Origin of the sequence: Rathayibacter sp. AY1F8 (assembly GCF_002932165.1) — a bacterium.
In the GTDB taxonomy this organism is placed as follows: Bacteria; Actinomycetota; Actinomycetes; order Actinomycetales; family Microbacteriaceae; genus Rathayibacter.
Genome location: NZ_PSVB01000026.1, coordinates 17,326 through 41,226, shown reverse-complemented (window position 1 = coordinate 41,226; position 23,901 = coordinate 17,326). Strand labels below are relative to the sequence as shown.

Genomic DNA, 23,901 nt, shown 5'->3' with positions numbered 1-23,901 from the left:
CGCCTCCCAGTCAACAGCTGCCCGTCCCCCTCCGCCACCCCGCCCGACGCCGCCGATCCCCTCACCGGCGAGGACCCGGTCCGCACGCCGCCCCTGCTCCACGACCTCGACGGAGTGGACGTCGACGTCGACATCACCCCTCCGGCGCAGCCCGGCTCCCTCTCGCTCTCCGTCGCCGCCGACGCCGTCGACCTCGCCGAGTCGGGCTCCACCGCCCTCCAGCGCCGGTTCACGGGCGGGCTCCCCACGGTCACCGTCACCGACTCGCGCGTCGGCGCGCAGAACGACTGGTACGTCCTCGCCTCGGCGAGCGCCCTCACCGGCCCGAGCGCCTCGATCGGAGCCGACCATCTCGGCTGGACCCCGCGCCTGATCACCGGCACCGGCGCCGTCGCGGGCGATCCGGTCGCCTCCTCCCTCGAGGGCGGCGCGGGCCTGCGCGACGCGCTGCTGCTCGGAGCCGCCGGCGGGGCCGGCACCTGGAGCGCCGACGCCGAGCTGCGGCTGCTGGCCGAGCCGGACGTCGAGGCCGGCTCCTACCGCTCGACGATCACGCTGTCGCTGTTCGCCTAGGCGCGGACCAGCGCAACGGCCGGGGACCGCGCCCCGCGGTCACTCCTGAGCGACCGCGACCGCCACGACGAGCGCGGAGTGGACCGTCGGCTCCGAGACGGCGAAGTAGCGGCTCGAGCCCTCGATCCAGGCCTCGGTCGCACCCTCCCTGGTGCGGAAGCGGACGGGCTCGTCGCTCGAGGTCCCGCGCCCGTCGGCCTTCGCGACCGCCTGCGAGCGCAGATCGGCGAGCACCTGCTCCGCCGTCGTCGCCCCGGAGGCCACGCGGTCGCGGACGGTGCGGGCGCGCACCGCGTCGATCCCGATGTCGCGTCCGGTCGCCAGCGCCGCGACCACCGCGCCGTCGCAGTGCGCGATGCTGATCCGCATCCGCTCCAGCGCCGGGTGCTCGCCGCGGAGCACCGGGCGGCCGTGCGGTCCGGAGCAGCGCTCGCAGCGCGCGTCCACGGCGACCTCGAGGGGATCGATCCCGAGCGTCTCGGCGGCAAGCTCGCGCACGAGGACCCGGCCGAGGAGGAAGCCGTCCCGGACCTCGCGCCGACTCGTCGCCTCGTAGCGCAGGCGCTCGGCGAGGGTGAGCAGGCGCAGCATCCGGTGGCGGGCGGAGTCGAGGACCTCGGGCCGCGCCCAGCGCAGCTGCACGTCGTCGGTGGCGAGGAGGGGGAGTCCGGTCATGGCCCGGACGCTACGCACGCCAGGCGACATCGGCGTGACGGGAGGGTGGCCGGAGGGAGACGGGCAGCTGTTGACTGGGAGGCGTGCAGACCTTCCTCCCCTACCCCGACTTCCACCGCAGCGTCCGCGCCCTCGACGGCAAGCGGCTCGGCAAGCAGCGCGTCGAGACGCTGCAGGTCATGCGGGCGCTGACCGTTCCGGGGTACGGCTGGCAGAACCACCCCGTCACGCGGATGTGGCGGGGCTACCGACCGGCGCTGATGACCTACCAGCGCGAGACCTGCGCGGAGTGGACGGAGCGCGGCTTCGCCGACACGTGCCTCGTGAAGACCGAGGAGGCCCTCGCCGCCGCCCCGGAGGATCTCGCCGCCTACCTGACCGGCGACTACCCGCTCCCGCCGTGGTTCGGCGACGAGCGGCTGCACCTCTCGCACCGCTCGAAGCTCGTGGCCAAGGACGAGGACCACTACGGCCCGCTGTTCCCCGGCACGCCGCCGGGGCTCGACTACCTCTGGCCCGTCGGCGCCTGAGCTCAGGCCGCGGGCGGGCGGAGGAACGGGATCGCGACGCGCGGACGGAACACCTCGCGCTGGTTCGCCTTCACCAGTCCGCAGATGATCAGCACGAAGTGCACCAGCCAGAGCACGGCGAACAGCGTGATCGGGATGCCGATCGGGTAGAAGCCCTTCGCGAGCGGGGTGTCGGAGGCGGCGAAGAGCAGCACGACGTGCGCGCCGAGCGTCACGACCCCGATCAGGATCACCGTCAGACCCCAGTTCGCCGCGTTCCGCGCGTTCTCGGCGGCGAGCCCGCCCTTTCTCCGGGCGGAGGGGTACACGGACGCCATGACGATGCCGCCCACGATCAGGCTGAGGAACGGGATCCCGATGAACGCGAGGAAGCCGAGAGCGTACGAGAGGGCGCCCGTGGGCGGTGCGGGGACGGCCTGCGGGGGCGCGACCGGAGCGGCCTCCGGGGTCGTCGCGTCGGCCGGTCCGGGGTCGGAGGAGGGGCTCGCCATGCCGACAGCCTAGGGAACACCGTCCCCCGGGTGGCGGTCAGGGTCTTTTCAGGCCTCTGGCCGGGCCTTCGTCTTCGGGGGCTCTCGGGTTAGTCTGTCGAGGTTGACCTGCCGCACGGAGCGTGCAGGGCGTCGGCCGCGGTCGTCGCAGCATCCGGGGGGATTCGCGAAGGAGAAGGTTTGGCGTCCGACAGAAGGACCACCGGTGGTGTGGTCAAGGCGATCGTGGGCTTCCTGGGCATGAGCGTCGTGGCCGGAGTCCTCGTGACCGCCACCGTCACCCCGGCTGTGGCGCTCGCCGGAGTCGCCGCGAACCAGTCGATCGGCGTCTTCGACGGCCTGCCCGACTACCTCGAGGTCGACAAGCTCTCCGAGAAGAGCAACATCTACGCGACCGGCTCCGACGGCCCTCAGCTGCTCGCCTCCTTCTACGTCGAGAACCGCGTCGAGGTGCCGCTCGACCGCATCGCCCAGGCCGCCAAGGACGCCGCCGTCTCGGGTGAGGACCCCCGCTTCTACGACCACGGCGGAGTCGACCTCCCCGGCACGCTCCGCGCCGTCGCGCAGACCTACGTGCTCGGCAACGACGTGCAGGGCGGATCCTCGATCACCCAGCAGTACGTGAAGAACGTCCTCGTCGAGAAGGCCGTCCGCAACATCTCGGACGACGCCGAGCGCGCGGCCGCGATCGACGAGGCCACCCGGACCTCCCCCGAGCGCAAGCTCCGCGAGATGAAGCTCGCCATCGGGCTCGAGAAGCAGTACACGAAGGACCAGATCCTCCAGGGCTACCTCAACATCGCGTTCTTCGGAGGCACCACCTACGGCCTCGAGACCGCCGCGAACTACTACTACGCGACCTCGGCCGCGGACCTCTCGATCGCCCAGGCCGCGAGCCTCATCGCGATCGTCAACAACCCGGCCGTCCTGCGGATCGACCAGCCCGACAACCCGGACAACGGCGCCGCGAACGGCTACGCCCGCAACAAGGACCGCCGCGACTACATCATCGGCAAGATGCTCGAGGAGGGGAAGATCTCGCAGGAGGACCACGACGCCGCCGTCGCCACTCCGATCGAGCCCCGCATCACCCAGCCCAGCACCGGCTGCTCGACCGCGGGCAACGCGGGCTTCTTCTGCGACTACGTCACCAACGTCCTGAAGAACAACGAGATCTTCGGCGCCGACGAGGACACCCGCTGGACGAACTTCCGCCGCGGCGGCCTCGACGTCTACACGACGCTCGACGTCGGCCTGCAGGACGCGGCCGTCGCCGCCGTCGACGCGCAGGTCCCGCAGACCTGGAACTTCGACGTCGGAGCCGTCTCCGTCAGCGTCGAGGTCGGATCCGGGCGCGTGCTCGCGATGACGCAGAACAAGAAGTACTCGCAGGATCCGGACGTCCTCACGACCGACCCGTCCTACAGCGCCGTGAACTACAGCACCGATCGGGCCAACGGCGGATCCTCCGGGATCCAGCCGGGCTCGACCTACAAGCTCTTCACGCTGGTGGAGTGGCTGAAGGAGGGCCACAGCATCAACGAGTCGGTCGACGGGACGCGCAAGTCCACCTGGGGCACCTTCACGGACTCCTGCGTCTCCGGCGGCACCGACACGAGCAACGAGACGAGCGCGAAGAACGACGAGGGCGGAACCGGCGAGGTCGGCACCCCGGTGTCCTTCACGAAGACCTCCCTCAACACCGGCTTCGTCGGCATGGCCCGTGAGCTCGACCTGTGCGGCATCCGCGACACCGCGGTCGACATGGGCGTGAAGCAGGGCAGCGGCGAGGAGCTCGAGCACAACCCGTCGTCGGTGCTCGGCACGAACTACGTCTCGCCCCTCTCGATGGCCGGCGCCTTCGCCACCATCGCCTCCGGCGGCACGACCTGCGACCCCGTCGCGATCGACCGCATCACCGACTCCGCCGGAGCCGACCAGCCGGTGCCCCCGGCGAACTGCCGCCAGTCGATCGACCGCAACGTCGCCGCCACCGCGGCCGTCGCGCTGCAGGCGACCTTCACCGGCGGAGGGACGGCCGTGGCCTCCCGCACCGGCGACGGCGTTCCGCTGATCGGCAAGACCGGCACCACCGACGACGCGAAGGCCACCTGGATGACCGGAGCGAGCACCCGCGTCGCGACCGCCGTCGGCGTGTTCAACGTGAAGGGCGACGCGAACCTGCGCCTCGGCCGCTACTCCTTCGACTCCGGATCCGCCGCCACCGCGCGCCACCGCATCTGGCCGGTCGTCATGCGCGCCGCCGACGCGACGTACGGCGGGACGGCGTTCCCGGAGGCCGACGGCTCGCTGCAGGTCGTCCCGAAGGTCGACATCCCGGATGTCGTCGGGCTCTCCTCCGCCGACGCCGAGGCCAAGCTCGAGGCGGCCGGCTTCGGCGTCGTGCAGGGCGGCACGGAGGCGAGCGACGCCGCGGTCGGGACGGTCACCCGCGCCGACCCGTCGGGCTCGGCCCCGCGCGGCACCGCGATCACCGTGTTCACCAGCTCCGGCAACCAGAAGACCGTGCCGAACGTGACGGGCCAGGATCTGGAGGCCGCGAAGAACGCCTTCGGCGCAGCCGGCTTCACGAAGATCACGCTCGCCTGCGCCGAGAACCCGAAGGCGCCCGACGCCGGTCAGGTCACCGGGCAGGAGCCGGCCGGCGGCTCCCCCGTCGCTCCGGACGCCACGCTGAAGGTGACGATCACCGCGAAGAAGTGCCCCTGACCGGCGCCTGACGGCTCGCGAGAACGCGTCCGGCCCGCGAGGATCCTCGGATCCCGCGGGCCGGACGCGTTCCTGTCGGACGACGGCGTCGGAGCCGGCGCTACTGCCCGCGGCCCCGGATCGCGCCGACCATCGCGACGGTCGCGAAGTAGACGATGAGGGCCAGCACGCCGAACGAGGCGAGCGCCCCGCTGGCCTCGGCCCAGGGCCGTCGCTCGTCCGTCATGGTGCCGGGCATGACGATATCGAGGGCGAACATGCCCACCGCCAGGGCGAAGCAGACGAGGCTCAGCACGAGCAGCGCCCGGACCGCCTTGCCCACGGGGTCGTAGTAGCGCGGGTTCGACATCGTGCCTCCGGTTCTCGTGCTCTCGTGTCTATCCCGCCCGGACCGCTGTGGCAAGCCGTGGGGACGCGAAGACCCCCGCCCCTCCCCCTCCGCGGGCGCCGCTCGCGACGACGGGCGGTGCCGTCGTCACGAGCGGTGTCTCGCGGGAGGAGGGGGACGGGGGTCGGAGCGGGACCGGCTACGCGGCCAGCGGGAGGGCGGCGGCCGAGGTCACCAGCAGTTCGCCGCCGACGGCGTCGACGCGGACCGCGCCTCCGTCGGAGACTTCGCCGCTGACGAACAGGTCGGCGATCCGGTCGTCGATGGAGCGCTGGACGAGCCGGCGCAGGGGCCTGGCGCCGTACTGCGGCTCGTAGCCGTTCTCGGCGAGCCAGTCGACGGCCGCCTCCGTCACCTCGAGCGTCACCTCGCGGGGAGCGAGGCGGGAGCGCGTGGTGTCGAGGACGATGCCGACGATCTCCCGCAGCTGCTCGCGGCCGAGGCGGCGGAACAGGACGATCTCGTCGATCCGGTTGAGGAACTCGGGGCGCATCGCCTCGCGGAGACGGCCCATGACGCGATCGCGCAGGTCCTTCTCCGAGGCGAAGCCCTCGGCCGACGCGTCGCTCTGAGCGACGAAGCCGAGCGCACCCGACCGCGAGGCCAGGAACTCCGAGCCGAGGTTCGAGGTCATGATGATCACCGTGTTGCGGAAGTCGACCGTCCGCCCCTGGCCGTCGGTCAGACGCCCGTCGTCGAGCACCTGCAGCAGCAGGTTGAACACGTCGGGGTGCGCCTTCTCGATCTCGTCGAAGAGGACCACCGAGTACGGGTTCCGGCGCACGCGCTCGGTCAGCTGACCGGCCTCGTCGTAGCCGACGTACCCGGGAGGGGCGCCGACCAGCCGCGAGACCGTGTGACGCTCGCCGAACTCGCTCATGTCGAAGCGGATGACCGACTGCTCATCGGCGAAGAGGGAGCCCGCGAGGGTGCGCGCCAGCTCCGTCTTGCCGACACCGGTCGGGCCGAGGAAGAGGAACGAGCCGACCGGGCGCGAGGAGTCGCCGAGGCCTGTGCGGCTGCGACGGACAGCCCGGGCGACCGCGGTGACCGCGTCGTCCTGGCCGATGACCCGCTGGTGCAGCTCGGTCTCGAGGTGCGCGAGGCGCTCGCGCTCCCCCTCCGTGAGCCGCGACACCGGGATGCCGGTGGCGCGGGCGATGACGGCCGCGATCTCGGTCTCGCCGACGACCGCTTCCGCGGGGGCACTGCCGGTGGCCGCGTCGAGCTCCGCCTGCACGGCGCTGATCTCGTCGCGGACGCGGGACGCCTCCTCGTAGTGCTCGGCCGAGACGGCCGCGTTCTTGTCGGCCTCCAGGGTCGCCAGACGCTCGAGCAGAGCTCCGGTGTCGACGCCGGCTCCGAGGCGGAGGCGGAGGCGCGCGCCGGCCTGGTCGATCAGGTCGATCGCCTTGTCGGGCAGCACGCGGTCGGTGAGGTACCGGGCCGAGAGCTCGACGGAGGCGCGCAGGGCCTCGTCCGTGAAGCGCACGCGGTGGTGCTCCTCGTAGGCGGGGCGCAGGCCGTGCAGGATGGCGACCGCGTCCTCGATGCCGGGCTCGCCGACGCGGACCGCCTGGAAGCGCCGCTCCAGTGCCGGGTCCTTCTCGATGGTGCGGTACTCCTTGAGCGTGGTGGCGCCGACGAGGTGCAGCTCGCCCCGGGCCAGACGCGGCTTGAGGATGTTGCCCGCGTCCATGCCGCCCTCGCCGCCGCCGCCCGCACCGACCACGGTGTGGACCTCGTCGATGAAGACGATCAGCTCGCCGGAGTGCGCCGCGATCTCGTCCATGGTGCCGGTGAGGCGCTCCTCGAAGTCGCCGCGGTAGCGGGTGCCGGCCAGCATGCCGGGGAGGTCGAGCGAGATCACGCGCTTGCCGCGCAGCTGCTCGGGGACCTCCTCCGCCACGATCGCGCGGGCCAGGCCCTCGACGATCGCGGTCTTGCCGACGCCGGCCTCGCCGACGAGCACCGGGTTGTTCTTGGTGCGGCGGCTGAGGATCTCGACGGTCTGCTCGATCTCGTCGGCGCGCCCGATGACCGGGTCGAGCCGGCCCTCGCGGGCGAGAGCGGTGAGGTCGGTACCGAACTTGTCGAGCAGCGGAGTGTCGGAGGCGGGCTGTCCCGCCTCCTGCTGCTGCGGGGCCTCGGTCTCGCGCATGCCCTGGGTGAGGGCCTCGGCGGTGACGCCGGCGCGGGCGAGGACCTGCCCGGCGGGGGCGTCCTGGCCGAGCACGAGCGCGAAGAAGAGGTGCTCGGGCTCGATGTAGGTCGAGCCGCTGGAGCGGGCGACCTGGTAGGCGTGGAACAGCGCGCGCTGCGCGCTGGGGGTGATGGTGGCCGCGTTCTGCGAGGCGTGGGCCTCGTCGGCCTGCGGGAGGCGCGCCTCCGCGGCGGTGGCGATGGCGGCGGGGTCGACGCCGATGCGGCGCACGGCCTGCGAGACGGTCTCGTCGTCGATGAGCACGCGGAGCACGTGCAGGGCGTCGAGCTCGGTCTGGCCGCGCTCGAGGGCGAAGCGTCCTGCGGACTGCAGGATGTCGCGGGTACGGGCGGTGAGGAATCGGCTGAGGTCGATCGACCGCGCCGCGCGGGCGCGCTCACCGTCGAGGTAGCGGGCGAGGAAGTCGTCGAACGAGCTCGCTCCGGCCTCGCTGTAGTTGTCGGGCACCTGTCCTCCTGAGGAAGTTGAGTCGGTTACGCTCAAGTTCAACGCAGGGGTGCCGTTCCTATTCCCGCCCCTCCCCCGCGAGATGCCGCTTCGGTCCGCGGCACACCGCGGCGGGCGTTCCGACCGGCGTCTCGCGGGGACGGGAAGAGGCACGGACTCCGGGGAGTCCGTGCCTCTCTGCGCCGACGCGCATTTCCTCCGGGGTGGGAGCTCTAGGGGACGAGGTAGCCCGCCGCGCGGAACAGCTCGTACCACTCCGGCCGCGTGAGCGGCAGATCGGAGCCGAGGGCCGCATCGCGCACGCGCTGCTCGTTGGTCGTGCCGAGCACGACCTGCATGCCCGCCGGGTGGCGGGTGATCCAGGCGGTGGCCACGGCGATCGCCGGGACCTCGTAGGTCGCTGCGAGCCGGTCGATGACGGCGTTCAGCTCGGGGTAGGCCGGGTTGTCGAGGAAGACGCCGGTGAAGAACCCCGCCTGGAAGGGCGACCAGGCCTGGACGGTGATGTCGTTCAGGCGGCAGTAGTCGAGGATGCCGGCGTCGCGCATGACGGACTGGTCCTCGCCGACCATGTTGGAGGCGACACCCTGCGCGATCAGCGGCGCATGGGTGATCGAGAGCTGCAGCTGGTTCGCCACGATCGGCTGGTTCAGCGACTTCTTCAGCAGCTCGATCTGGTACGGCGTCTGGTTCGAGACGCCGAAGTGCTTCACCTTGCCGGACGCGTGCAGCTCGTCGAACGCGCGGGCCACCTCATCGGGCTCGACGAGCGCGTCGGGCCGGTGCAGGAGCAGCACGTCGACGTAGTCGGTGCGCAGCGCCTTCAGCGAGCCCTCGACCGAGGCGATGAGGTGCTCGTACGAGAAGTCGAAGTAGGGGCCGTCCGGGACGATGCCCGCCTTGGTCTGCAGGACGACGTGCTCACGCTCCGACGGGGTGAGCGCCATCGCCTCGGCGAAGCGCTCCTCGCAGCGGTGCAGTTCGCCGCCGTACACGTCGGCGTGGTCGAAGAAGTCGATGCCGGAGTCGCGGGCGGCGCCGACGAGGCCGCGGATCGCCTCGTCGCTCATCTCGGGGATGCGCATGAGGCCGAGGACGACGTTCGGGGAGTCGACACCGGAGGTGCCGAGGGGGACGTGCTTCACAGGGAGTGCTCCTTCGTTGGATACCTCGTCCACGGTAGGCGCCCCGCCTGGGCGCCGTCCAACAGGGGGCGCTGGTGCGATTCATGCGGTGGAGTGGTGAATCGGCGGAGTGCGTTCACGATGCAGGACGAACGTGGTGCCACGACCCCGATTCCGCGGCAGGGAGGAAGTCCTTCGTCGTTCGTCCTGAGTTCTGAACGGCTTGTCCGCGCACCCCGACGGTGGAAGGCTGCGGCCATGACGATCGAGGTGCGCGCGGCCACCGTCTTCGACGACCTGGCGACGATGGTCGGCCCGAAGCGCCCCGACGCGAGCGTGTGCTGGTGCCTGAGCTACCGGCTCCGCTCCTCCGTCGAGAACCGGGCTCTCGCCGGTCCCGCTCGCGGTGCCCGGGTGCGGGAGCTCGTCGCGGAGGACCCTCCGCCCGGCGTCCTCGCGTACGACGGCGAGGAGGTGGTCGGCTGGGCGGCGGTGCACCCCCGGGCCGACACGAGCTACTCGACGAACCGGCGCATCCCGCACGTGGACGCCCTCGACGTGTGGAGCGTGTGGTGCCTGCGCGTGCGGCCCGGCTTCCGCGGGCGCGGGATCTCGCATCCGCTGCTCGAGGGCGCCGTCGAGTTCGCCCGAGCCCACGGGGCACCGGCGATCGAGGGCTATACGGTCGACAACCGCTGCGCGAAGGTCGAGCAGACGACGGCCAGCGTCGGCTGCACCGCCCCCCTCCGAGCGCGTCGGCTTCGCGTACGCGTCCGACGCGACCTCGGTGCTGAACGGGTTCCCGCGGGTCGTGATGCGTCTTTCTCTCGCACCCGTCAGGACCAGTCGCCGACGTACTAAGAGCGGGCACGCAGCAATGCCCAAAATGCAACAATCCTCTCGTCAGACGGTTCGTCCGATCCGATAATTACTGACGGTTCAACCACAAAAGAAATCTTCGCTTTCGCGAATCCAGCTGCATTTATCCGTTTACGCTGAGCCACACCCGAGTCGACGAGAGCATTCACTAACAATGGCCAGAGCGGGTCATCCGGCCGGGGGATCCAACTAGAAGCCGTTTCACCGGGCGTTGAAAATCTGTCATCAATAACAAAATTCATAGCTTGCCGACTTACGACCTTGCTGAGGAAGCTTTGGCTGAACACCTCTAGCGGCGTTAAGCCTCGATTCTGAACGACGAGTCGATCCAGCCCGTCGAAGCCGATGCGCGTGAGTTCCTCGGCCACTTTGCTAAGACCTGAGACAACCTCGAGCACCCGTCCGGTCGAATCGTCTACGATATGTAGCTCGCCTACGTCGATGCCTTCGCCCGGTTCGAACGTCAACGCTGGATCGGCTGCCCTAGAACCACTTACAATACGCAACACGTCCACTCGCGACCCGCTGAGACCAATAATACCGGTGGTTTCGAAATCAATAGTAAGGATGCGAACTGCACAGCGCACCAACTCAGTCCGCCCGACACTTAGGCCGACCATGTTCAACTTATCAATCGACAGATCGAGAAGCGCCGCGCCTCCCGCAAACCATTTCTGCGTCTCGGCATACGCCGAAATCATCGACCCCACATTCGCCGAGACATTCCCACCAAACTCCGAACCGGCGCCTGCTAAATTGACAAGCCGAGAGTGCATCTCGCCTTCCTGCCGAACAATAGCCTCGACAATTGAAGTGCCGAGAACTTCCTTACCGAATGTTATCCGGTCAGCCGCAAGCGATTGATTACCACTGCGGATACGTCTTAGAAGAAAAGGCACGATGAGCGCATCGTAGTACCGCTCGTGGTCGAAGGTGAAACTTAGGCGGTTTTCTTCTGCCGTTGCCGCGGAGATTCCGCAAAGCACAGTCAGGCGGTCACCCAAATACTGGTGACGTCCCGAAAAGGCCTCTATGCCCAACCCAACTAAAGCAGCAAGGAGGAAGTCCTCCTTGGAGAGCTCCCGCTCACCCAATTCCCACATCTGGCCCGCGCATTCAATCAAGATATCTCGAAGGTCTTCCACAGTCACGCCGACTACTCGCCCATGAGTAAGCTTATTCAGCTCGCGACGCAAGTATGCGTCGAGAAGTATATCGACGAGGTCGACCGTGTTCACCGCCGAATTCTGAATCCGACTCGTCTGTACAAAGTGGTCGAATACCCTTGCGAAAAATGGCAGACGGAGGAGCTCTTTATCCTGCTGCGTCAACGCGAAACGATAGTTGAACCAGGACGGATTTGTCTCAAATATCTGGTTGATTGTCTCAACAGGCCACCGTCCCATTTCGAGAATCCAATGGTCCGTCGACTCGAACGGATCAGCCGCGCTATCTAAGCTTGCACGATATTGGTTGGCAAGATACGAGGACCGCGCCGAGATAACAATCGTGCCATTATGTCCGAGCTTGCCGAGTAGCGGCTTGAGAGTGTCATAGGCATCTCGATAGCCAGCTCCACCCAGGAGTTCATCGAATCCGTCGATGACGAGAACGACAAGTCCATTTCGGCATAGGGTAGCAATTCGATCTGCAGTGAGTACGATGGTTGCCGCCACAGTCGCGTCAAGGACTGCCTCCAACGAAGAGAGTCGTACACCTGAGCAATCGATGTAGAGAAAAAGCGGCTCAATACTCTGAGACTCAGAAACATGGCGCAATCTTGTTCGAGCCATGTTGATGAGGTTGTGGGTCTTACCCACGCCGGCCTCACCGCTCAAGAAATATATTTGTGAAACCCCCTTATGAAGGGCTACCGACGAATCAAGCTTATTCACCAGCGTTGATTCGGAAGAAGCTCCTTGCAGTAAAAAGCTTTCTCCAATGCGATCAATATCTTTAACAAATGGCTCGAGTGGCAAAAGATTTTCTGGCACCGAAAATGAGCCAAAATTCTCCAGATCCCACCGGCTCTTAGTCTGGTAAGAATCAACAACCGCTTCTAGAAGTCGCGGTACGAGCACCGTCCAACTACTGATCTCCCGGAGAAGGTCCAAATATGACCCAAAACGATCGTCTGCTCCTTCTCTTTTCCATTCGCGAGCGCGGTCACCTGCGCGGATTCGAAAAGTGTCTACCCTCCTATCAACCCCTTCACTAATTCGTCGCTGCCATGTGACGACAAAGGGGCTAGTGGTCGACGCCACGTCAAATTGAATTGGCTGACCTCTTTCGGAAAATGGCTCAAGGTCGCGTCGAATTGCTGACTTGAACTGCTTTATCTCAGGATCTTCAGGCGCGATCGACGTCTGTAGGAAAGAGCGCAGCAATTCAAGCCTATCGGCATCTTCTATCTCCACTTCGCACTCGGGCTGCCAGCGATCGAGCATGTAGTAGTTCGCGGCAAAAATACCATCATTCACTCGAAGACTTTGAAAAAAGCCTATTGATCCATTCCTGATGCACACGAGCGGATTTTCGTAGACAACTCCCGTGTACGTTACTTTCAAAAACGGGGTGGAATCGTCCAGCCCAATTTCTTTACCTATTAAAAGCTGCTTTAAAGCATGAAATATTTCGCTGACGGCCGAGCGAAGCGCCTGAAAATCTTCCGGTGGAATGGGCGATGCAATGCCGCCATGACTGAGGAAATTTCGCAGTTGGTTTGCCGACTTGTCTCCTACCATCAGGCGAGCTGCGTCGAGCTGCAACGTGACAAGTCGTAAAATGTTTGGGTTGTGAGAAAACCGAACAGATACACTCCCAAGCAAATTCAAGTACGTTCGATACCCCCCTGAATTGGGGATTCGATCATCCGTGCCACGTAGGCCAATAAGAGGCAGTAGAAGGCAGTAGCTCAAACGCGCTTCCGCTTCGAGAAAAGAAAGCATTTCCCGCAACTTGTCTTCAGTGGGCTCGTTAAGCCCCACTTTTTGAAGTGTCAGGTCTAACGGTAAGGGCGTTACATGCGCATCCATTTTCAAATATTATCGCTCTGAGCGCCGTTGCTGCAAGCAGTGATTACCTAGGTTTATAGATCGAGCGAAAGGCTCCTCACGCGAAAGCAATACTTCGCTTGCCGCCCGCCGCCCGGAGACGAGGAACGGCCCCTCACCCGCGAGGGGAGGGGCCGTTCGCCGTGGAGGCCGGGACGTGGTGTCGACGCCTAGAAGTCCCAGTCCTCGTCCTCGGTGTTCACGGCCTTGCCGATCACGTAGGAGGAGCCGGAGCCCGAGAAGAAGTCGTGATTCTCGTCCGCGTTGGGCGAGAGGGCCGACAGGATCGCGGGGTTCACATCGGTGACCTGCTTGGGGAACATCGGCTCGTAGCCGAGGTTCATCAGCGCCTTGTTGGCGTTGTAGTGCAGGAACTTCTTGACGTCCTCGGTCAGGCCGAGCTGGTCGTAGAGGTCCTGCGTGTACTGCGCCTCGTTGTCGTAGAGCTCGTAGAGCAGCGAGAACGTGTAGTCCTTGATCTCGTCGCGCTTGGCCTGGTCGACCCGCTCGAGCCCCTTCTGGAACTTGTAGCCGATGTAGTAGCCGTGCACGGCCTCGTCGCGGATGATCAGGCGCACGAGGTCGGCCGTGTTGGTGAGCTTGGCGCGCGAGGACCAGTACATCGGCAGGTAGAAGCCCGAGTAGAAGAGGAACGACTCCAGCAGCGTGGAGGCGACCTTCCGCTTCAGCGGGTCGTCGCCGCGGTAGTAGTCCATCACGATGGACGCCTTCTTCTGCAGGTTCGGGTTCTCCATCGACCAGCGGAAGGCCTCGTCGATGTCCTGGGTGTTCGACAGGGTCGAGAACACCGAGGAGTACGACTTGGCGTGGACCGACTCCATGAACGCGATGTTCGTGTAGACGGCCTCCTCGTGAGGCGTGATCGCGTCCGGGATGAGCGAGACGGCGCCGACGGTGCCCTGCACGGTGTCGAGCAGGGTGAGCCCGGTGAACACGCGCATGGTGAGCTGCTGCTCCTGGTGCGTGAGCGTGTTCCACGACTGGATGTCGTTCGACAGCGGGACCTTTTCGGGCAGCCAGAAGTTGCTCGTGAGGCGGTTCCACACCTCGACGTCCTTGTCGTCCTGGATCCGGTTCCAGTTGATCGCCTGGACGGAGTCGACGAGCTTGAGCTTCTCGGGGGGAGTCATGATTCCTTCTCGCTGCTGCGGATGGGTCGTGCGGAGGGGGGTGGGGCTGCGTGCTCTAGAGCATGCACGAGACGCACTGGTCGAGCTCGGTGCCCTCGAGCGCCAGCTGACGGATGCGGATGTAGTAGATCGTCTTGATGCCCTTGCGCCAGGCGTAGATCTGAGCGCGGTTGACGTCGCGGGTGGTCGCCGTGTCCTTGAAGAAGAGCGTGAGCGAGAGGCCCTGGTCGACGTGCTGCGTGGCGGCGGCGTAGGTGTCGATGATCTTCTCGTAGCCGATCTCGTACGCGTCCTGGTAGTACTCCAGGTTGTCGTTCGTCATGAACGGCGCCGGGTAGTAGACGCGGCCGAGCTTGCCCTCCTTGCGGATCTCGATCTTCGACGCGATCGGGTGGATCGAGGACGTCGAGTTGTTGATGTACGAGATCGAGCCGGTCGGCGGGACGGCCTGCAGGTTCTGGTTGTAGATGCCGTGCTCCATGACCGAGGCCTTGAGCGCACGCCAGTCGTCCTGGGTGGGGACCACGATGCCCGAGTCGGCGAAGAGGCGGGAGACGCGCTCGGTGGCCGGCGCCCACTCCTTCTCCGTGTAGGTGTCGAAGAACTCGCCCGAGGCGTACTTCGAGTCGGCGAAGCCCTCGAAGGTGGTGCCGCGCTCGATGGAGAGGTTGTTGGAGGCGCGCAGGGCGTGGAACAGCACCGAGTAGAAGTAGATGTTGGTGAAGTCGATGCCCTCCTCGGATCCGTAGTGGATCCGCTCGCGGGCGAGGTAGCCGTGCAGGTTCATCTGGCCGAGGCCGATGGCGTGCGACTTGTCGTTGCCGTCCTCGATCGAGCGGACCGAGGTGATGTGCGACTGGTCGGACACCGAGGTGAGGCCGCGGATCGCGGTCTCGATGGTGCGGCCGAAGTCGGGCGAGTCCATCGTAAGCGCGATGTTCAGCGAGCCGAGGTTGCAGGAGATGTCCTTGCCGATCTCCGCGTAGGAGAGGTCCTCGTTGTAGGTCGTCGGGGTGTTGACCTGGAGGATCTCGGAGCAGAGGTTGGACATGTTGATGCGGCCCTTGATCGGGTTCGCCTGGTTCACCGTGTCCTCGAACACGATGTAGGGGTAGCCCGACTCGAACTGGATCTCGGCGATGGTCTGGAAGAACTCGCGCGCCGAGATCTTGGTCTTCTTGATGCGCGGGTCGTCGACCATCTCGCGGTACTTCTCCGAGAGGGAGATGTCGCCGAAGGGGATGCCGTAGACGCGCTCGACGTCGTAGGGCGAGAAGAGGTACATGTCCTCGTTGTTCTTCGCGAGCTCGAACGTGATGTCGGGCACGACGACGCCGAGGGAGAGCGTCTTGATGCGGATCTTCTCGTCGGCGTTCTCGCGCTTGGTGTCGAGGAAGCGGAGGATGTCGGGGTGGTGCGCCGAGAGGTACACCGCTCCCGCGCCCTGGCGCGCGCCGAGCTGGTTGGCGTAGCTGAAGCTGTCCTCGAGGAGCTTCATCACGGGGATGATGCCCGAGGACTGGTTCTCGATCTGCTTGATCGGGGCGCCGGCCTCGCGGATGTTCGAGAGCGAGAGGGCGACGCCGCCGCCGCGCTTGGAGAGCTGGAGCGCGGAGTTGATGCCGCGGGCGATCGACTCCATGTTGTCCTCGATGCGCAGCAGGAAGCAGGAGACGAGCTCGCCGCGCTGGGCCTTGCCGGTGTTGAGGAAGGTCGGGGTCGCGGGCTGGAAGCGGCCGGCGACGATCTCCTCGACGAGGGCGGTCGCGAGCGTCTCGTCGCCCTGGGCGAGGCCGAGGGCGGTCATCACGACGCGGTCCTCGAAGCGCTCGAGGTAGCGCTTCCCGTCGAACGTCTTGAGCGTGTACGAGGTGTAGTACTTGAACGCGCCGAGGAAGGTCGCGAAGCGGAACTTCTTCGAGTACGCCAGGTCGTTGAGCTGCTGGATGAACTCGAACGAGTACTGGTCGAGCACGGCCTGCTCGTAGTACTCCTTCTCGACCAGGTAGTCGAGGCGCTCCTTGAGCGTGTGGAAGAACACCGTGTTCTGGTTGACGTGCTGCAGGAAGAACTCGCGAGCGGCCTCGCGGTCCTTGTCGAACTGGATCTCTCCGTTCGGGCCGTAGAGGTTCAGCATCGCGTTGAGCGAGTGGTAGTCCATCTGTGCGGCGTCGCGGGGAGCGTCGATCACTGCTGCGTCCAAAACGTGTCCAATCCTTCGTCGACGGCGCGGACGTCGTCGGGTGTTCCGAATACTTCGAATCGATAGAGGTGCGGCACCTCGCACTTGCGGGCGATGATGTCGCCGGCGAGGCAGTACGCCTCGCCGAAGTTCGTGTTGCCGGCGCCGATGACGCCGCGGATCAGGGAGCGGTTGCACGGATCGTTGAGGAACCGGATGACCTGCTTGGGGACCGCTCCCCCGCCGTTGCCGCCGCCGTAGGTGGGGAGGACGAGCACGTACGGCTCGTGGACGTGGAGCGTGTCGAGGGCGGCTCCGTCGCGGCGGGCGTGGAGCGGGATGCGCTGCGCCGGCCGTCCGAGCTTCTCGATGAACCGGTGCGTGTTCCCCGAGCTGCTGGAGAAGTACACGAGCCCGCTCATCCTTCGGCCCCTCTCCCCGTCAGCTGCTGTTCTCGGTCCCGCCTCTGAGGCGGCTGCGCGGTGAGCCGCAAGGCGGAGGAGGAGGCCGCAGCGGCGCTACGGCGTCCGCCGACGACGCCGCGGATCGCCGTCCGTGCGCCTCAGAGGGTCGCGATCTTGTCGGGGCGGAAGCCGGACCAGTGGTCGTCGTCCGTGATGACGACCGGCGCCTGGAGGTAGCCGAGGGCCTTGACGGCCTCGAGGGCCTTCTCGTCCACGGAGAGGTCGAACACCTCGTAGTCGATGCCCTTGCTGTCGAGGGCGCGGTACGTCGCGGTGCACTGGACGCAGGAGGGCTTGGTGTAGACCGTCACAGCCATGGGTGTCGCCTTTCGGAGGGGGTGTCCCGGTGCCGCTCCCCGACCGGCGGCCCGCGATGCGGGCGGGGTCGGAGGGTGGTCCGGGTGAGTTCTGGGTGCCGGTGGGGCTCTCGCTCCGACCTGCTCAGCAATACTACATATAGGGGGCGGGCCGGTGTCAGCCCACTAGACGTAGTAGTTACAGCCGTGTAGTTATCCACCGGTTCCTCCCCCGTTCATCCACAGGCCGGAGCCCGTGGAACCGCGGGAGGACGCGGATCCGGACGAACCATCCACAGGTGTGGACAGAAGGATCCCGTTCACTGTGTACAACGCGCCACGGCGTGTCGGCATGCCCGACCGGTGGGGTCCGCGCGGCGGCTCGACCACAAGATGTGGTGGTCGGATCGCATCTCGGGGCATGCCCGGACGGTACGCCCGACCACCGACACCGCGAACGGTCAGAGGAGCTGCGCGGCCCACTCCCGGGCGACGGCGCGCAGGTGCGGGAACGGGTCCGCGAGGGCCGCGGACGAGGAGCCCGCCGCCTCCGTCAGCGACACCGCAGCGGTGAAGCCGGGAGTCGGCGCCGCGATCGCCCCGGCGACGAGGAGCGTCCGCGCCCCGGCCGCCTCGGCGAGCGCGAGGACGTGCACCGGGACCTTGCCGGCGGCGGACTGCGCGTCGAAGCGCCCCTCCCCCGTGATGACGACGTCCGCGCCCGCGAGGAGCGCCGGGAGCCCGATCGCCCGTCCGACGGCGTCGGCGCCGGAGGTCGGGCGCGCGCCCCAGGCGAGCAGCCCGAAGCCCGTCCCGCCCGCCGCCCCGGAGCCCGGCGCATCGGGATCCGCGTCCAGGTGCGCAGCGAGACGGCGGAGGCCGCTCTCGAGGAGGAGGACGTCCTCGGGGCCGGCCCCCTTCTGCGGTCCGAAGACGCGGGCCGCCCCGGAGTCGCCGAGCAGCGGGGTCGCGACGTCGCTGAGCACGACCGCGCCTCCGGGCGGCAGAGGACGCAGCCCGCGGACGTCGGCGGCGGCGAGCGCGGGCAGCGCACCGCCTCCCTCGCCGAGGTCGCGGCCGGAGGTGGTGGAGAAGCGTGCGCCGAGCTCGCGGAGCGCTCCGACTCCGCCGTCGGTCGAGGCGCTGCCGCCGATCGCCAGCAGCAGGGCGTGCGCCCCCGCGTCAAGGGCGGCGGCGATCGCGCGGCCGAAGCCGCGCGTGTGCGCGGTGAGCGGTCGGAGCGGGTCGAGCAGCGTGATGCCGCTCGTGGAGGCGAGCTCGACGACGGCTGTCCCGTCGGGGAGCAGCAGCCACCAGGCGCGGACCGGCCGGTCGTCCGGGCCGGGCACGACGACCGGCCGCCGAAGCGACCCCGGGACCGCGAGCGCGAAGGCCTCGACGGTGCCCTCTCCCCCGTCGGCCATCGGCGCGAGGACGATCTCGTCCCCCGCGCGCGCAGCGCTCCAGCCCTCGGCGATCGCCCGCGCGACCTCGACCGCGCTCGCCGACCCCTTGAAGGAGTCGGGCGCGACGACGACCCTCAGCCTGCCCACGCGCTCAGTGTGGCACCGCGCCCGGCGCGGCCTCGAGCGGTCGCCCGTCCGCGACCTCGGTCGCGTCGCCCCCGTCGCGCGTCCACTCGTGGTGAGCGGCGTGTGCCGAACGAGCGGAGTCGCGGCCTCCTCCGATCGACCCCTGGAGCCGCGCGAACGCGCGTGGAGAGGGCCGCAGCCGCACTGCGCCGCCGCTCAGAGCGGGGTCGCGAGCCGGTAGCCGCGCTTGATCACCGTCGCCACGAGCCGCGGTTCGGGGAGGGCCTGACGGAGGCGGCTGACGGCGACGTCGACCGCGTGGTCGTCGAGAGCCTCCGGCGCGGAGGCCGCGAGGACGTGACGCGCGACGGTCGCGCCCTCGGCGGCGACGAGAGTCCGGAACAGCGCGAGCGCGACCGGGGTCAGCGCCACCCGGGTCCCGGCCAGGACCGCGTGCCGGCCTCGGAGCTCGAGAGTGCCGAAGGCCGTCTCGATGCGGGGCGACGCCTGCTCGAGGTGCTCGCAGGTCAGGCGGATGAGCGCGCCCATCCGGAACCGGTCCGGCACGACCGGGAGGATCCCTGCCTCGACCAGGGGTGCTGCGGTCACCGGGCCGACGGCGGCGGCGACCACCGTCTCGCGGAAGGCCGCCTGGAGGTCGTCGAGGCGGCCCGCGGCCTCCGCGACCGTGAAGAGCGCCTCCACCGCCGGCGCGCTGGTGAAGGTGACGGCGTCGATGCCCCCTCCGCAGACCGCGTCGATCAGCCGCAGCACCCGGGCGGAGTCCTCGTGCACGCTCCAACGGTAGGGCGCGGCCGTGAGCACCCGGGCGCCGGCGTCGCAGAGACGCTGCAGCTGAGCCGGGTCGGTGAATCCGTGCAGCTGCACCGCGATCGTGCGGCCGGCGACGCCCTCGCGCAGAGCCAGGTCGACGAGGGAGGTGGTCGTCTCGCGCTCGCTCATCCCGTGGTCGTCGAGACCCGCCGCACGGATCGCTCCGCGCGCCTTGGGCCCGCGGACGAGGATCCGCGCGGAGGACAGCGCGTCGGCCAGCTCGATCCCCGCGGCGTCCGCGGCCTCGAGCCAGCGCCGCAGGCCGTAGGAGGTGGTGGCGAGGAGCACGTCGGGACGGGCGGCGACGATGGCGCGGGTCTCCTCCTCGAGCGCGCCCTCGGTGTCGACGCCGCGCATGCGGATGGTGGGGGCGTGCGTCACGGCGGCACCGCGGCGCTCGAACGCGGCGATCAGGTCCTCGGAGCGGCGGTCGGAGGTGACCCCGATGCGGAAGCCGTCCAGCTGGTCGGGTCGGAACCCCACGGCGGCGTCGGGATCGGTGCCGGTCATGCTCGGCCCCCTCGAGATCTCACGCGGTCAGTGCATCGACCGCTCGGGCGATGCTCTCGGGGTCCCCCGCATCATGGCACGCGGCCTGCCGGACCACCTCGCCGATGACGATCACGGCGGGCGAGCGCGGTGCCAGCTCGGCGAGCAGGCCGAGCACTCCGCCGACCGACGAGACCGTCGTGCGCTGGTCGCGCGACCAGCCCCGCTCGACGATCGCGAGGGGCGTGTCGGCGCGCATCCCCGCGCGCTGCAGCCCGGCGACGAGGTGCGGGAGGGTGTTCACGCCCATCAGCACCACGATCGTCCCGCCCAGCCCGGCCAGATGGCCGAGCTCCTGCTCGCTGAACGGCGCATGGCCCGAGACCACGGTGAAGGCCCTGCTGACCTCGCGATGGGTGACCGGGATCCCGGCGGCGGCGGGCACCGAGATCGCGCTGGTCACTCCGGGGACGACCGTGGAGCCGACGCCGGCCAGCCGGCACGCGCGCACCTCCTCCGACCCGCGGCCGAACACGAACGGATCGCCGCCCTTCAGGCGCACGACGTCCAGACCCGCGAGGGCCCGCTCGATCATCAGCCGCTCGATCTCGTGCTGCGGCACCGCGTGATGACCCGGCGTCTTGCCGACGTCGATCAGCTCGGCGCCGGGCGCCCACTCGGCCAGGCCCTCGTGCGGACCGAGCCGGTCGTAGAGCACCACGTCCGCGTCGCGGAGGGCGCGGCGGGCGGCGAGGGTCATCAGATCCGGATCGCCGGGGCCGCCGCCGACGATGCTGACGTGCCCGACCGGCCGGGTCGGCGCGGGGGCCTCGTCGACGATCCAGGGGCAGAGCTCGGCCGCCGCTGCTCGGAGCGGCGCCGGCCCCTCCACCCACACGATCAGGGCCGGGGGCGCCGGGGTGAGCGCGTCCTCCGCCTCGTGCCGCTCGACGAGTGCGCCGGCGGCTCGGTAGCGGGCGAGCACGCGGCGGGTCCCGGAGGCGGTGCCGATCACGAGCACACGGCGTCCGGCGAGGTCGAGGGAGAGCTGCATCACGAGTCCGATCCGATCCCGGCCGGACCGACGGGGATCCTCGGCCCCGCGACCAGCACGGGTCCGTCCGGTCTCTCGTCCCGGCCGGCGGGCCGGACCTGCCCGCGCTCGCGCACGGTCGCGACGCGCGGATCCGCGGTGTCCGGGGCGTTCACGAAGGAGCGGAAGCGGCGGAGCCGGTCGGGATCGGCGAGGGTCGCCGCCCACTCGTCGACGTAGGTGTCGACGTGCGTGGCCATGGCGGCCTCCAGCTCGGCGGCGATGCCGAGCGAGTCCTCGCAGACCACCTCGCGCACGTGCTCGAGTCCGCCGGGGAGCTCCTCCTGCCAGCGGGCGGTGCGCTGGAGCCGCTCGGCCGTGCGCACGTAGTACATGACGTAGCGGTCGATGTAGCGCACCAGGGTCTCGTCGTCGAGGTCCTGCGCGAGCAGCTGGGCGTGCGCCGGCTGGTAGCCGCCGTTGCCGCCGACGTAGAGGTTCCAGCCGAGGTCGCTCGCGATGACGCCGATGTCCTTCCCCCGCGCCTCGGCGCACTCGCGGGCGCAGCCGCTGACCCCGAGCTTGAACTTGTGCGGCGAGCGGAGACCCCGGTACCGCTCCTCGAGGAAGACCGCCATCCCGACCGCGTCCTGGACTCCGAAGCGGCACCAGGTCGATCCGACGCACGACTTGACCGTGCGCAGCGACTTGCCGTACGCCTGACCCGACTCGAAGCCGGCGTCGACGAGGAGGCGCCAGATCTCGGGCAGCTGCTCGAGGCGGGCGCCGAACATGTCGATCCGCTGCCCGCCGGTGATCTTCGTGTAGAGGCCGTACTGCTCGGCGACCTCGGCGATCACCTTGAGCTTCGCCGGCGTGATCTCGCCCCCGGGGATCCGCGGGACGACGGAGTAGGTGCCGTCCTTCTGCATGTTGGCCAGGGCGCGGTCGTTGGTGTCCTGCAGCGGCGCCTGGCCGCCGTCGAGGATGTAGGCGTTCGTCTGGGTGGCGAGGACGGAGGCGATCACCGGCTTGCAGACGTCGCAGCCCAGCCCGGAGCCGAAGCGCTCCATCACCTGCTCGGCCGAGTGCAGCCCGAGGATGCGGACCGACTCGAACAGCTCGCTGCGGCTGAGCGCCACGTGCTCGCAGAGGGCGCGGGAGACCTCGACGCCCGCACGGATCAGCTCCGTGTCGAGCAGCTTCTTCACCAGGGGCACGCACGATCCGCACTGGGTGCCCGCGCGGGTGCAGGCCTTGAGCGGCCCCAGCTCGGTGCACCCCTCGCCGATCGCGTGGCGGACCTCGCCGACCGAGACGTTGTTGCACGAGCAGACCTGGGCGTCGTCCGGAAGGTCGCCCGAGGGCGCCTCCGCCCCCGCCGCCGCGAGGTAGGCGCCGGGCTCGGCCGGCAGCTCGCGCCCCAGCAGCGGGCGGAGGGAGGAGTAGGGGCCCGCGTCGCCGACGAACATCCCGCCGAGCAGCGTGCGCGCATCGTCCGAGACGACGACCTTCTGGTAGAGACCGCGGGCCGGATCGGCGTAGACGACCTCGAGCGCTCCCTCCGTGGTGCCGAGGGCGTCGCCGAAGCTGGCGACCTCCACGCCCGAGAGCTTGAGCTTGGTGGCGTCGTCGACCCCCGGGAAGGTCGCGTCGCCGCCGAGGATCCGGTCGGCGACCACCTCCGCCATCGCGTTGGCGGGTGCGACGAGCCCGACCGTGCGGCCGGCGATCGCGGCGACCTCGCCGATGGCCCAGACTCCCGCCCTGCTGGTGCGGCAGGCCTCGTCGACGACCACGCCTCCGCGCGGTGCGACCTCGATCCCGACCGCTCGGGCGAGCTCGTCGCGCGCCGTGATCCCGATGGAGAAGACCACGAGATCGGCGCTGATGCTGCTGCCGTCGGTCAGCGCGACGCCGAGCACCGTCCCCGTCGGCGAGGTGAGGATCGCGGTGGGCCGGTTGCCGAGGTGCAGCGCGATCCCCTGCGCCGAGATGATGCGGCCGAGGGCCTGCCCGGCGCCCTCGTCGAGCTGCGCGCTCATCAGCCAGCGGCCGGAGTGGACGAGGGCGGTGCGCGCACCGAGCCGGTGCGCGCCTCCCGCCGCCTCGAGGCCGAGCAGACCGCCGCCGACCACGACCACGATCGCGGGGCGTCCGCGCCGGGCGCGGAACGCGGCGAGCTCGGCGACGAGCCCGTCCACGTCCTCGAGCGTGCGGTAGACGCGGCCGTGCTCGGCGCCCTCGATCGGCGGGACCGTGGCGGAGGAGCCCGTCGCCAGGACGATCTCGTCGCCCTCGAGGGAGCGGCCGTCCGCGAGCTCGACGCGCAGGCGGTCGGGATCGATCGCGACGACACGGGAGGAGGTGATCAGCCGCGCCGACTCCCACAGAGCGCCGTCGCCCAGAGTCAGGTCGTGCTCGCCGTCGAGGCGCTTCGAGAGTGCGACGCGGTCGTAGGGACGGTGCACCTCCTCGCCGAGGACGGTGATCTCCAGCGCCTGGTCGCCGGCCCGGGCGACGAGCGCGTCGACCAGGCGGTGCGCGGCGGGTCCCGCTCCGACGACGAGCACGCGTCGGGGCCGGGCGGCGGGGTTCGCTCCAGGAGTCATGACGTCCACCGTAGGGACGGCCCGTTTCCCCGCCGTTGCCCCTGTGTAACAGCGTGTGACGCGCGCCTCTCGGCGAGCGCCGCAGGCCGTGAGGGCTTCGTTACGCCCGTGACACCGGAGGCGTGCTCGCACGAAACGCGCGATCCCTACCGTTGCCTCATCGCGTCCGACCGGATGCGGTGGCCCACCCGCAG

The 23,901-nt window shown here is 68.8% G+C and carries 17 protein-coding genes and 1 pseudogene; 4 read left to right on the top strand and 14 right to left on the bottom strand.

All coding sequences use genetic code 11. The features are described from left to right. Positions 1-573: hypothetical protein (locus C5C35_RS17065; RefSeq protein ID WP_104263470.1), on the top strand; the 573-nt coding region annotated here is incomplete at its 5' end. 39 nt (positions 574-612) lie between these two features. On the opposite strand, the gene C5C35_RS14915 is transcribed toward C5C35_RS17065, so the two are convergent. Then, positions 613-1,248, bottom strand: coding sequence for a 4'-phosphopantetheinyl transferase superfamily protein (locus tag C5C35_RS14915; RefSeq protein ID WP_104224364.1), 636 nt, complete (start codon positions 1,246-1,248; stop codon positions 613-615). A gap of 83 nt (positions 1,249-1,331) precedes the next feature. Here C5C35_RS14915 and C5C35_RS14910 point away from each other — a divergent pair, with 83 nt between their 5' ends. After that, entirely contained in the window at positions 1,332-1,778 is a 447-nt protein-coding gene (locus tag C5C35_RS14910; RefSeq protein WP_104224363.1) for an MSMEG_6728 family protein, read from the top strand. Positions 1,779-1,780: 2 nt separating this feature from the next. On the opposite strand, the gene C5C35_RS14905 is transcribed toward C5C35_RS14910, so the two are convergent. Further along, entirely contained in the window at positions 1,781-2,269 is a 489-nt protein-coding gene (locus C5C35_RS14905) for a DUF4870 domain-containing protein (RefSeq protein ID WP_104263469.1), read from the bottom strand. Between the two features lie 180 nt (positions 2,270-2,449). Between C5C35_RS14905 and C5C35_RS14900 the strand changes: the two genes are divergently transcribed. Beyond that, positions 2,450-4,999 carry a transglycosylase domain-containing protein gene (locus tag C5C35_RS14900; protein WP_258066424.1) on the top strand — a complete coding sequence of 850 codons (2,550 nt, stop codon included), beginning with the start codon at positions 2,450-2,452 and terminating at the stop codon, positions 4,997-4,999. A 100-nt stretch (positions 5,000-5,099) separates the two neighbouring features. On the opposite strand, the gene C5C35_RS14895 is transcribed toward C5C35_RS14900, so the two are convergent. The 3 genes from C5C35_RS14895 to C5C35_RS14885 form a co-directional block, all read right to left on the bottom strand. Beyond that, positions 5,100-5,348 carry a hypothetical protein gene (locus tag C5C35_RS14895; protein WP_104263468.1) on the bottom strand — a complete coding sequence of 83 codons (249 nt, stop codon included), beginning with the start codon at positions 5,346-5,348 and terminating at the stop codon, positions 5,100-5,102. A gap of 178 nt (positions 5,349-5,526) precedes the next feature. Beyond that, on the bottom strand, positions 5,527-8,058 hold the full coding sequence (locus tag C5C35_RS14890; RefSeq protein WP_104263467.1) for an ATP-dependent Clp protease ATP-binding subunit: 2,532 nt from the start codon (positions 8,056-8,058) through the stop codon (positions 5,527-5,529). 212 nt (positions 8,059-8,270) lie between these two features. Next, entirely contained in the window at positions 8,271-9,203 is a 933-nt protein-coding gene (locus C5C35_RS14885) for an aldo/keto reductase family oxidoreductase (protein ID WP_258063708.1), read from the bottom strand. Positions 9,204-9,440: 237 nt separating this feature from the next. Here C5C35_RS14885 and C5C35_RS14880 point away from each other — a divergent pair. Next, positions 9,441-10,011 (top strand): annotated as a pseudogene (locus C5C35_RS14880) (GNAT family N-acetyltransferase); the annotation flags it as partial. A 28-nt stretch (positions 10,012-10,039) separates the two neighbouring features. Here the strand turns inward: C5C35_RS14880 and C5C35_RS16790 are convergent. From C5C35_RS16790 to nirB, 9 genes are all read right to left on the bottom strand, one after another. Beyond that, positions 10,040-13,096 carry a hypothetical protein gene (locus tag C5C35_RS16790; protein ID WP_146079003.1) on the bottom strand — a complete coding sequence of 1,019 codons (3,057 nt, stop codon included), beginning with the start codon at positions 13,094-13,096 and terminating at the stop codon, positions 10,040-10,042. Between the two features lie 188 nt (positions 13,097-13,284). Then, a complete protein-coding gene (gene nrdF / locus C5C35_RS14875) occupies positions 13,285-14,265 on the bottom strand; it encodes a class 1b ribonucleoside-diphosphate reductase subunit beta (RefSeq protein ID WP_104224358.1) in 981 nt (326 codons plus the stop codon). Positions 14,266-14,320: 55 nt separating this feature from the next. After that, positions 14,321-16,426 (bottom strand): class 1b ribonucleoside-diphosphate reductase subunit alpha, encoded by a 2,106-nt coding sequence (gene nrdE, locus C5C35_RS14870; protein ID WP_104227189.1) that lies wholly within the window; start codon positions 16,424-16,426, stop codon positions 14,321-14,323. Between the two features lie 26 nt (positions 16,427-16,452). Next, the gene (gene nrdI, locus C5C35_RS14865) at positions 16,453-16,869 is read right to left on the bottom strand and encodes a class Ib ribonucleoside-diphosphate reductase assembly flavoprotein NrdI (RefSeq protein WP_104224357.1); all 417 of its coding nucleotides are present in this window, start codon (positions 16,867-16,869) and stop codon (positions 16,453-16,455) included. Between the two features lie 140 nt (positions 16,870-17,009). Next, positions 17,010-17,228 carry a glutaredoxin-like protein NrdH gene (nrdH, locus tag C5C35_RS14860; RefSeq protein ID WP_068255139.1) on the bottom strand — a complete coding sequence of 73 codons (219 nt, stop codon included), beginning with the start codon at positions 17,226-17,228 and terminating at the stop codon, positions 17,010-17,012. Positions 17,229-17,668: 440 nt separating this feature from the next. Next, positions 17,669-18,751, bottom strand: a complete 1,083-nt coding sequence (locus tag C5C35_RS14855; protein WP_104227190.1) for a glycerate kinase — start codon at positions 18,749-18,751, stop codon at positions 17,669-17,671. A gap of 204 nt (positions 18,752-18,955) precedes the next feature. After that, positions 18,956-20,083, bottom strand: coding sequence for a uroporphyrinogen-III synthase (locus tag C5C35_RS14850; protein WP_104227171.1), 1,128 nt, complete (start codon positions 20,081-20,083; stop codon positions 18,956-18,958). 19 nt (positions 20,084-20,102) lie between these two features. Continuing rightward, positions 20,103-21,116, bottom strand: coding sequence for a uroporphyrinogen-III C-methyltransferase (cobA, locus tag C5C35_RS14845; protein WP_104227191.1), 1,014 nt, complete (start codon positions 21,114-21,116; stop codon positions 20,103-20,105). Beyond that, positions 21,116-23,707, bottom strand: coding sequence for a nitrite reductase large subunit NirB (gene nirB, locus C5C35_RS14840; RefSeq protein WP_104224354.1), 2,592 nt, complete (start codon positions 23,705-23,707; stop codon positions 21,116-21,118). The genes cobA and nirB overlap by 1 nt, the downstream gene beginning before the upstream one ends. Positions 23,708-23,901 lie beyond the last annotated feature (194 nt).

Excerpts from the sequence above, each read along its gene's own strand:
- C5C35_RS14915 (WP_104224364.1), bottom strand. The coding sequence starts at position 1,248 with ATGACCGGACTCCCCCTCCTCGCCACCGACGACGTGCAGCTGCGCTGG.
- C5C35_RS14905 (WP_104263469.1), bottom strand. The coding sequence starts at position 2,269 with ATGGCGAGCCCCTCCTCCGACCCCGGACCGGCCGACGCGACGACCCCG.
- C5C35_RS14895 (WP_104263468.1), bottom strand. The coding sequence starts at position 5,348 with ATGTCGAACCCGCGCTACTACGACCCCGTGGGCAAGGCGGTCCGGGCG.
- C5C35_RS16790 (WP_146079003.1), bottom strand. The coding sequence starts at position 13,096 with ATGGATGCGCATGTAACGCCCTTACCGTTAGACCTGACACTTCAAAAA.
- nrdF (WP_104224358.1), bottom strand. The coding sequence starts at position 14,265 with ATGACTCCCCCCGAGAAGCTCAAGCTCGTCGACTCCGTCCAGGCGATC.
- nrdE (WP_104227189.1), bottom strand. The coding sequence starts at position 16,426 with ATGGACTACCACTCGCTCAACGCGATGCTGAACCTCTACGGCCCGAAC.
- nrdI (WP_104224357.1), bottom strand. The coding sequence starts at position 16,869 with ATGAGCGGGCTCGTGTACTTCTCCAGCAGCTCGGGGAACACGCACCGG.
- nrdH (WP_068255139.1), bottom strand. The coding sequence starts at position 17,228 with ATGGCTGTGACGGTCTACACCAAGCCCTCCTGCGTCCAGTGCACCGCG.
- C5C35_RS14850 (WP_104227171.1), bottom strand. The coding sequence starts at position 20,083 with ATGACCGGCACCGATCCCGACGCCGCCGTGGGGTTCCGACCCGACCAG.
- cobA (WP_104227191.1), bottom strand. The coding sequence starts at position 21,116 with ATGCAGCTCTCCCTCGACCTCGCCGGACGCCGTGTGCTCGTGATCGGC.
- nirB (WP_104224354.1), bottom strand. The coding sequence starts at position 23,707 with ATGACTCCTGGAGCGAACCCCGCCGCCCGGCCCCGACGCGTGCTCGTC.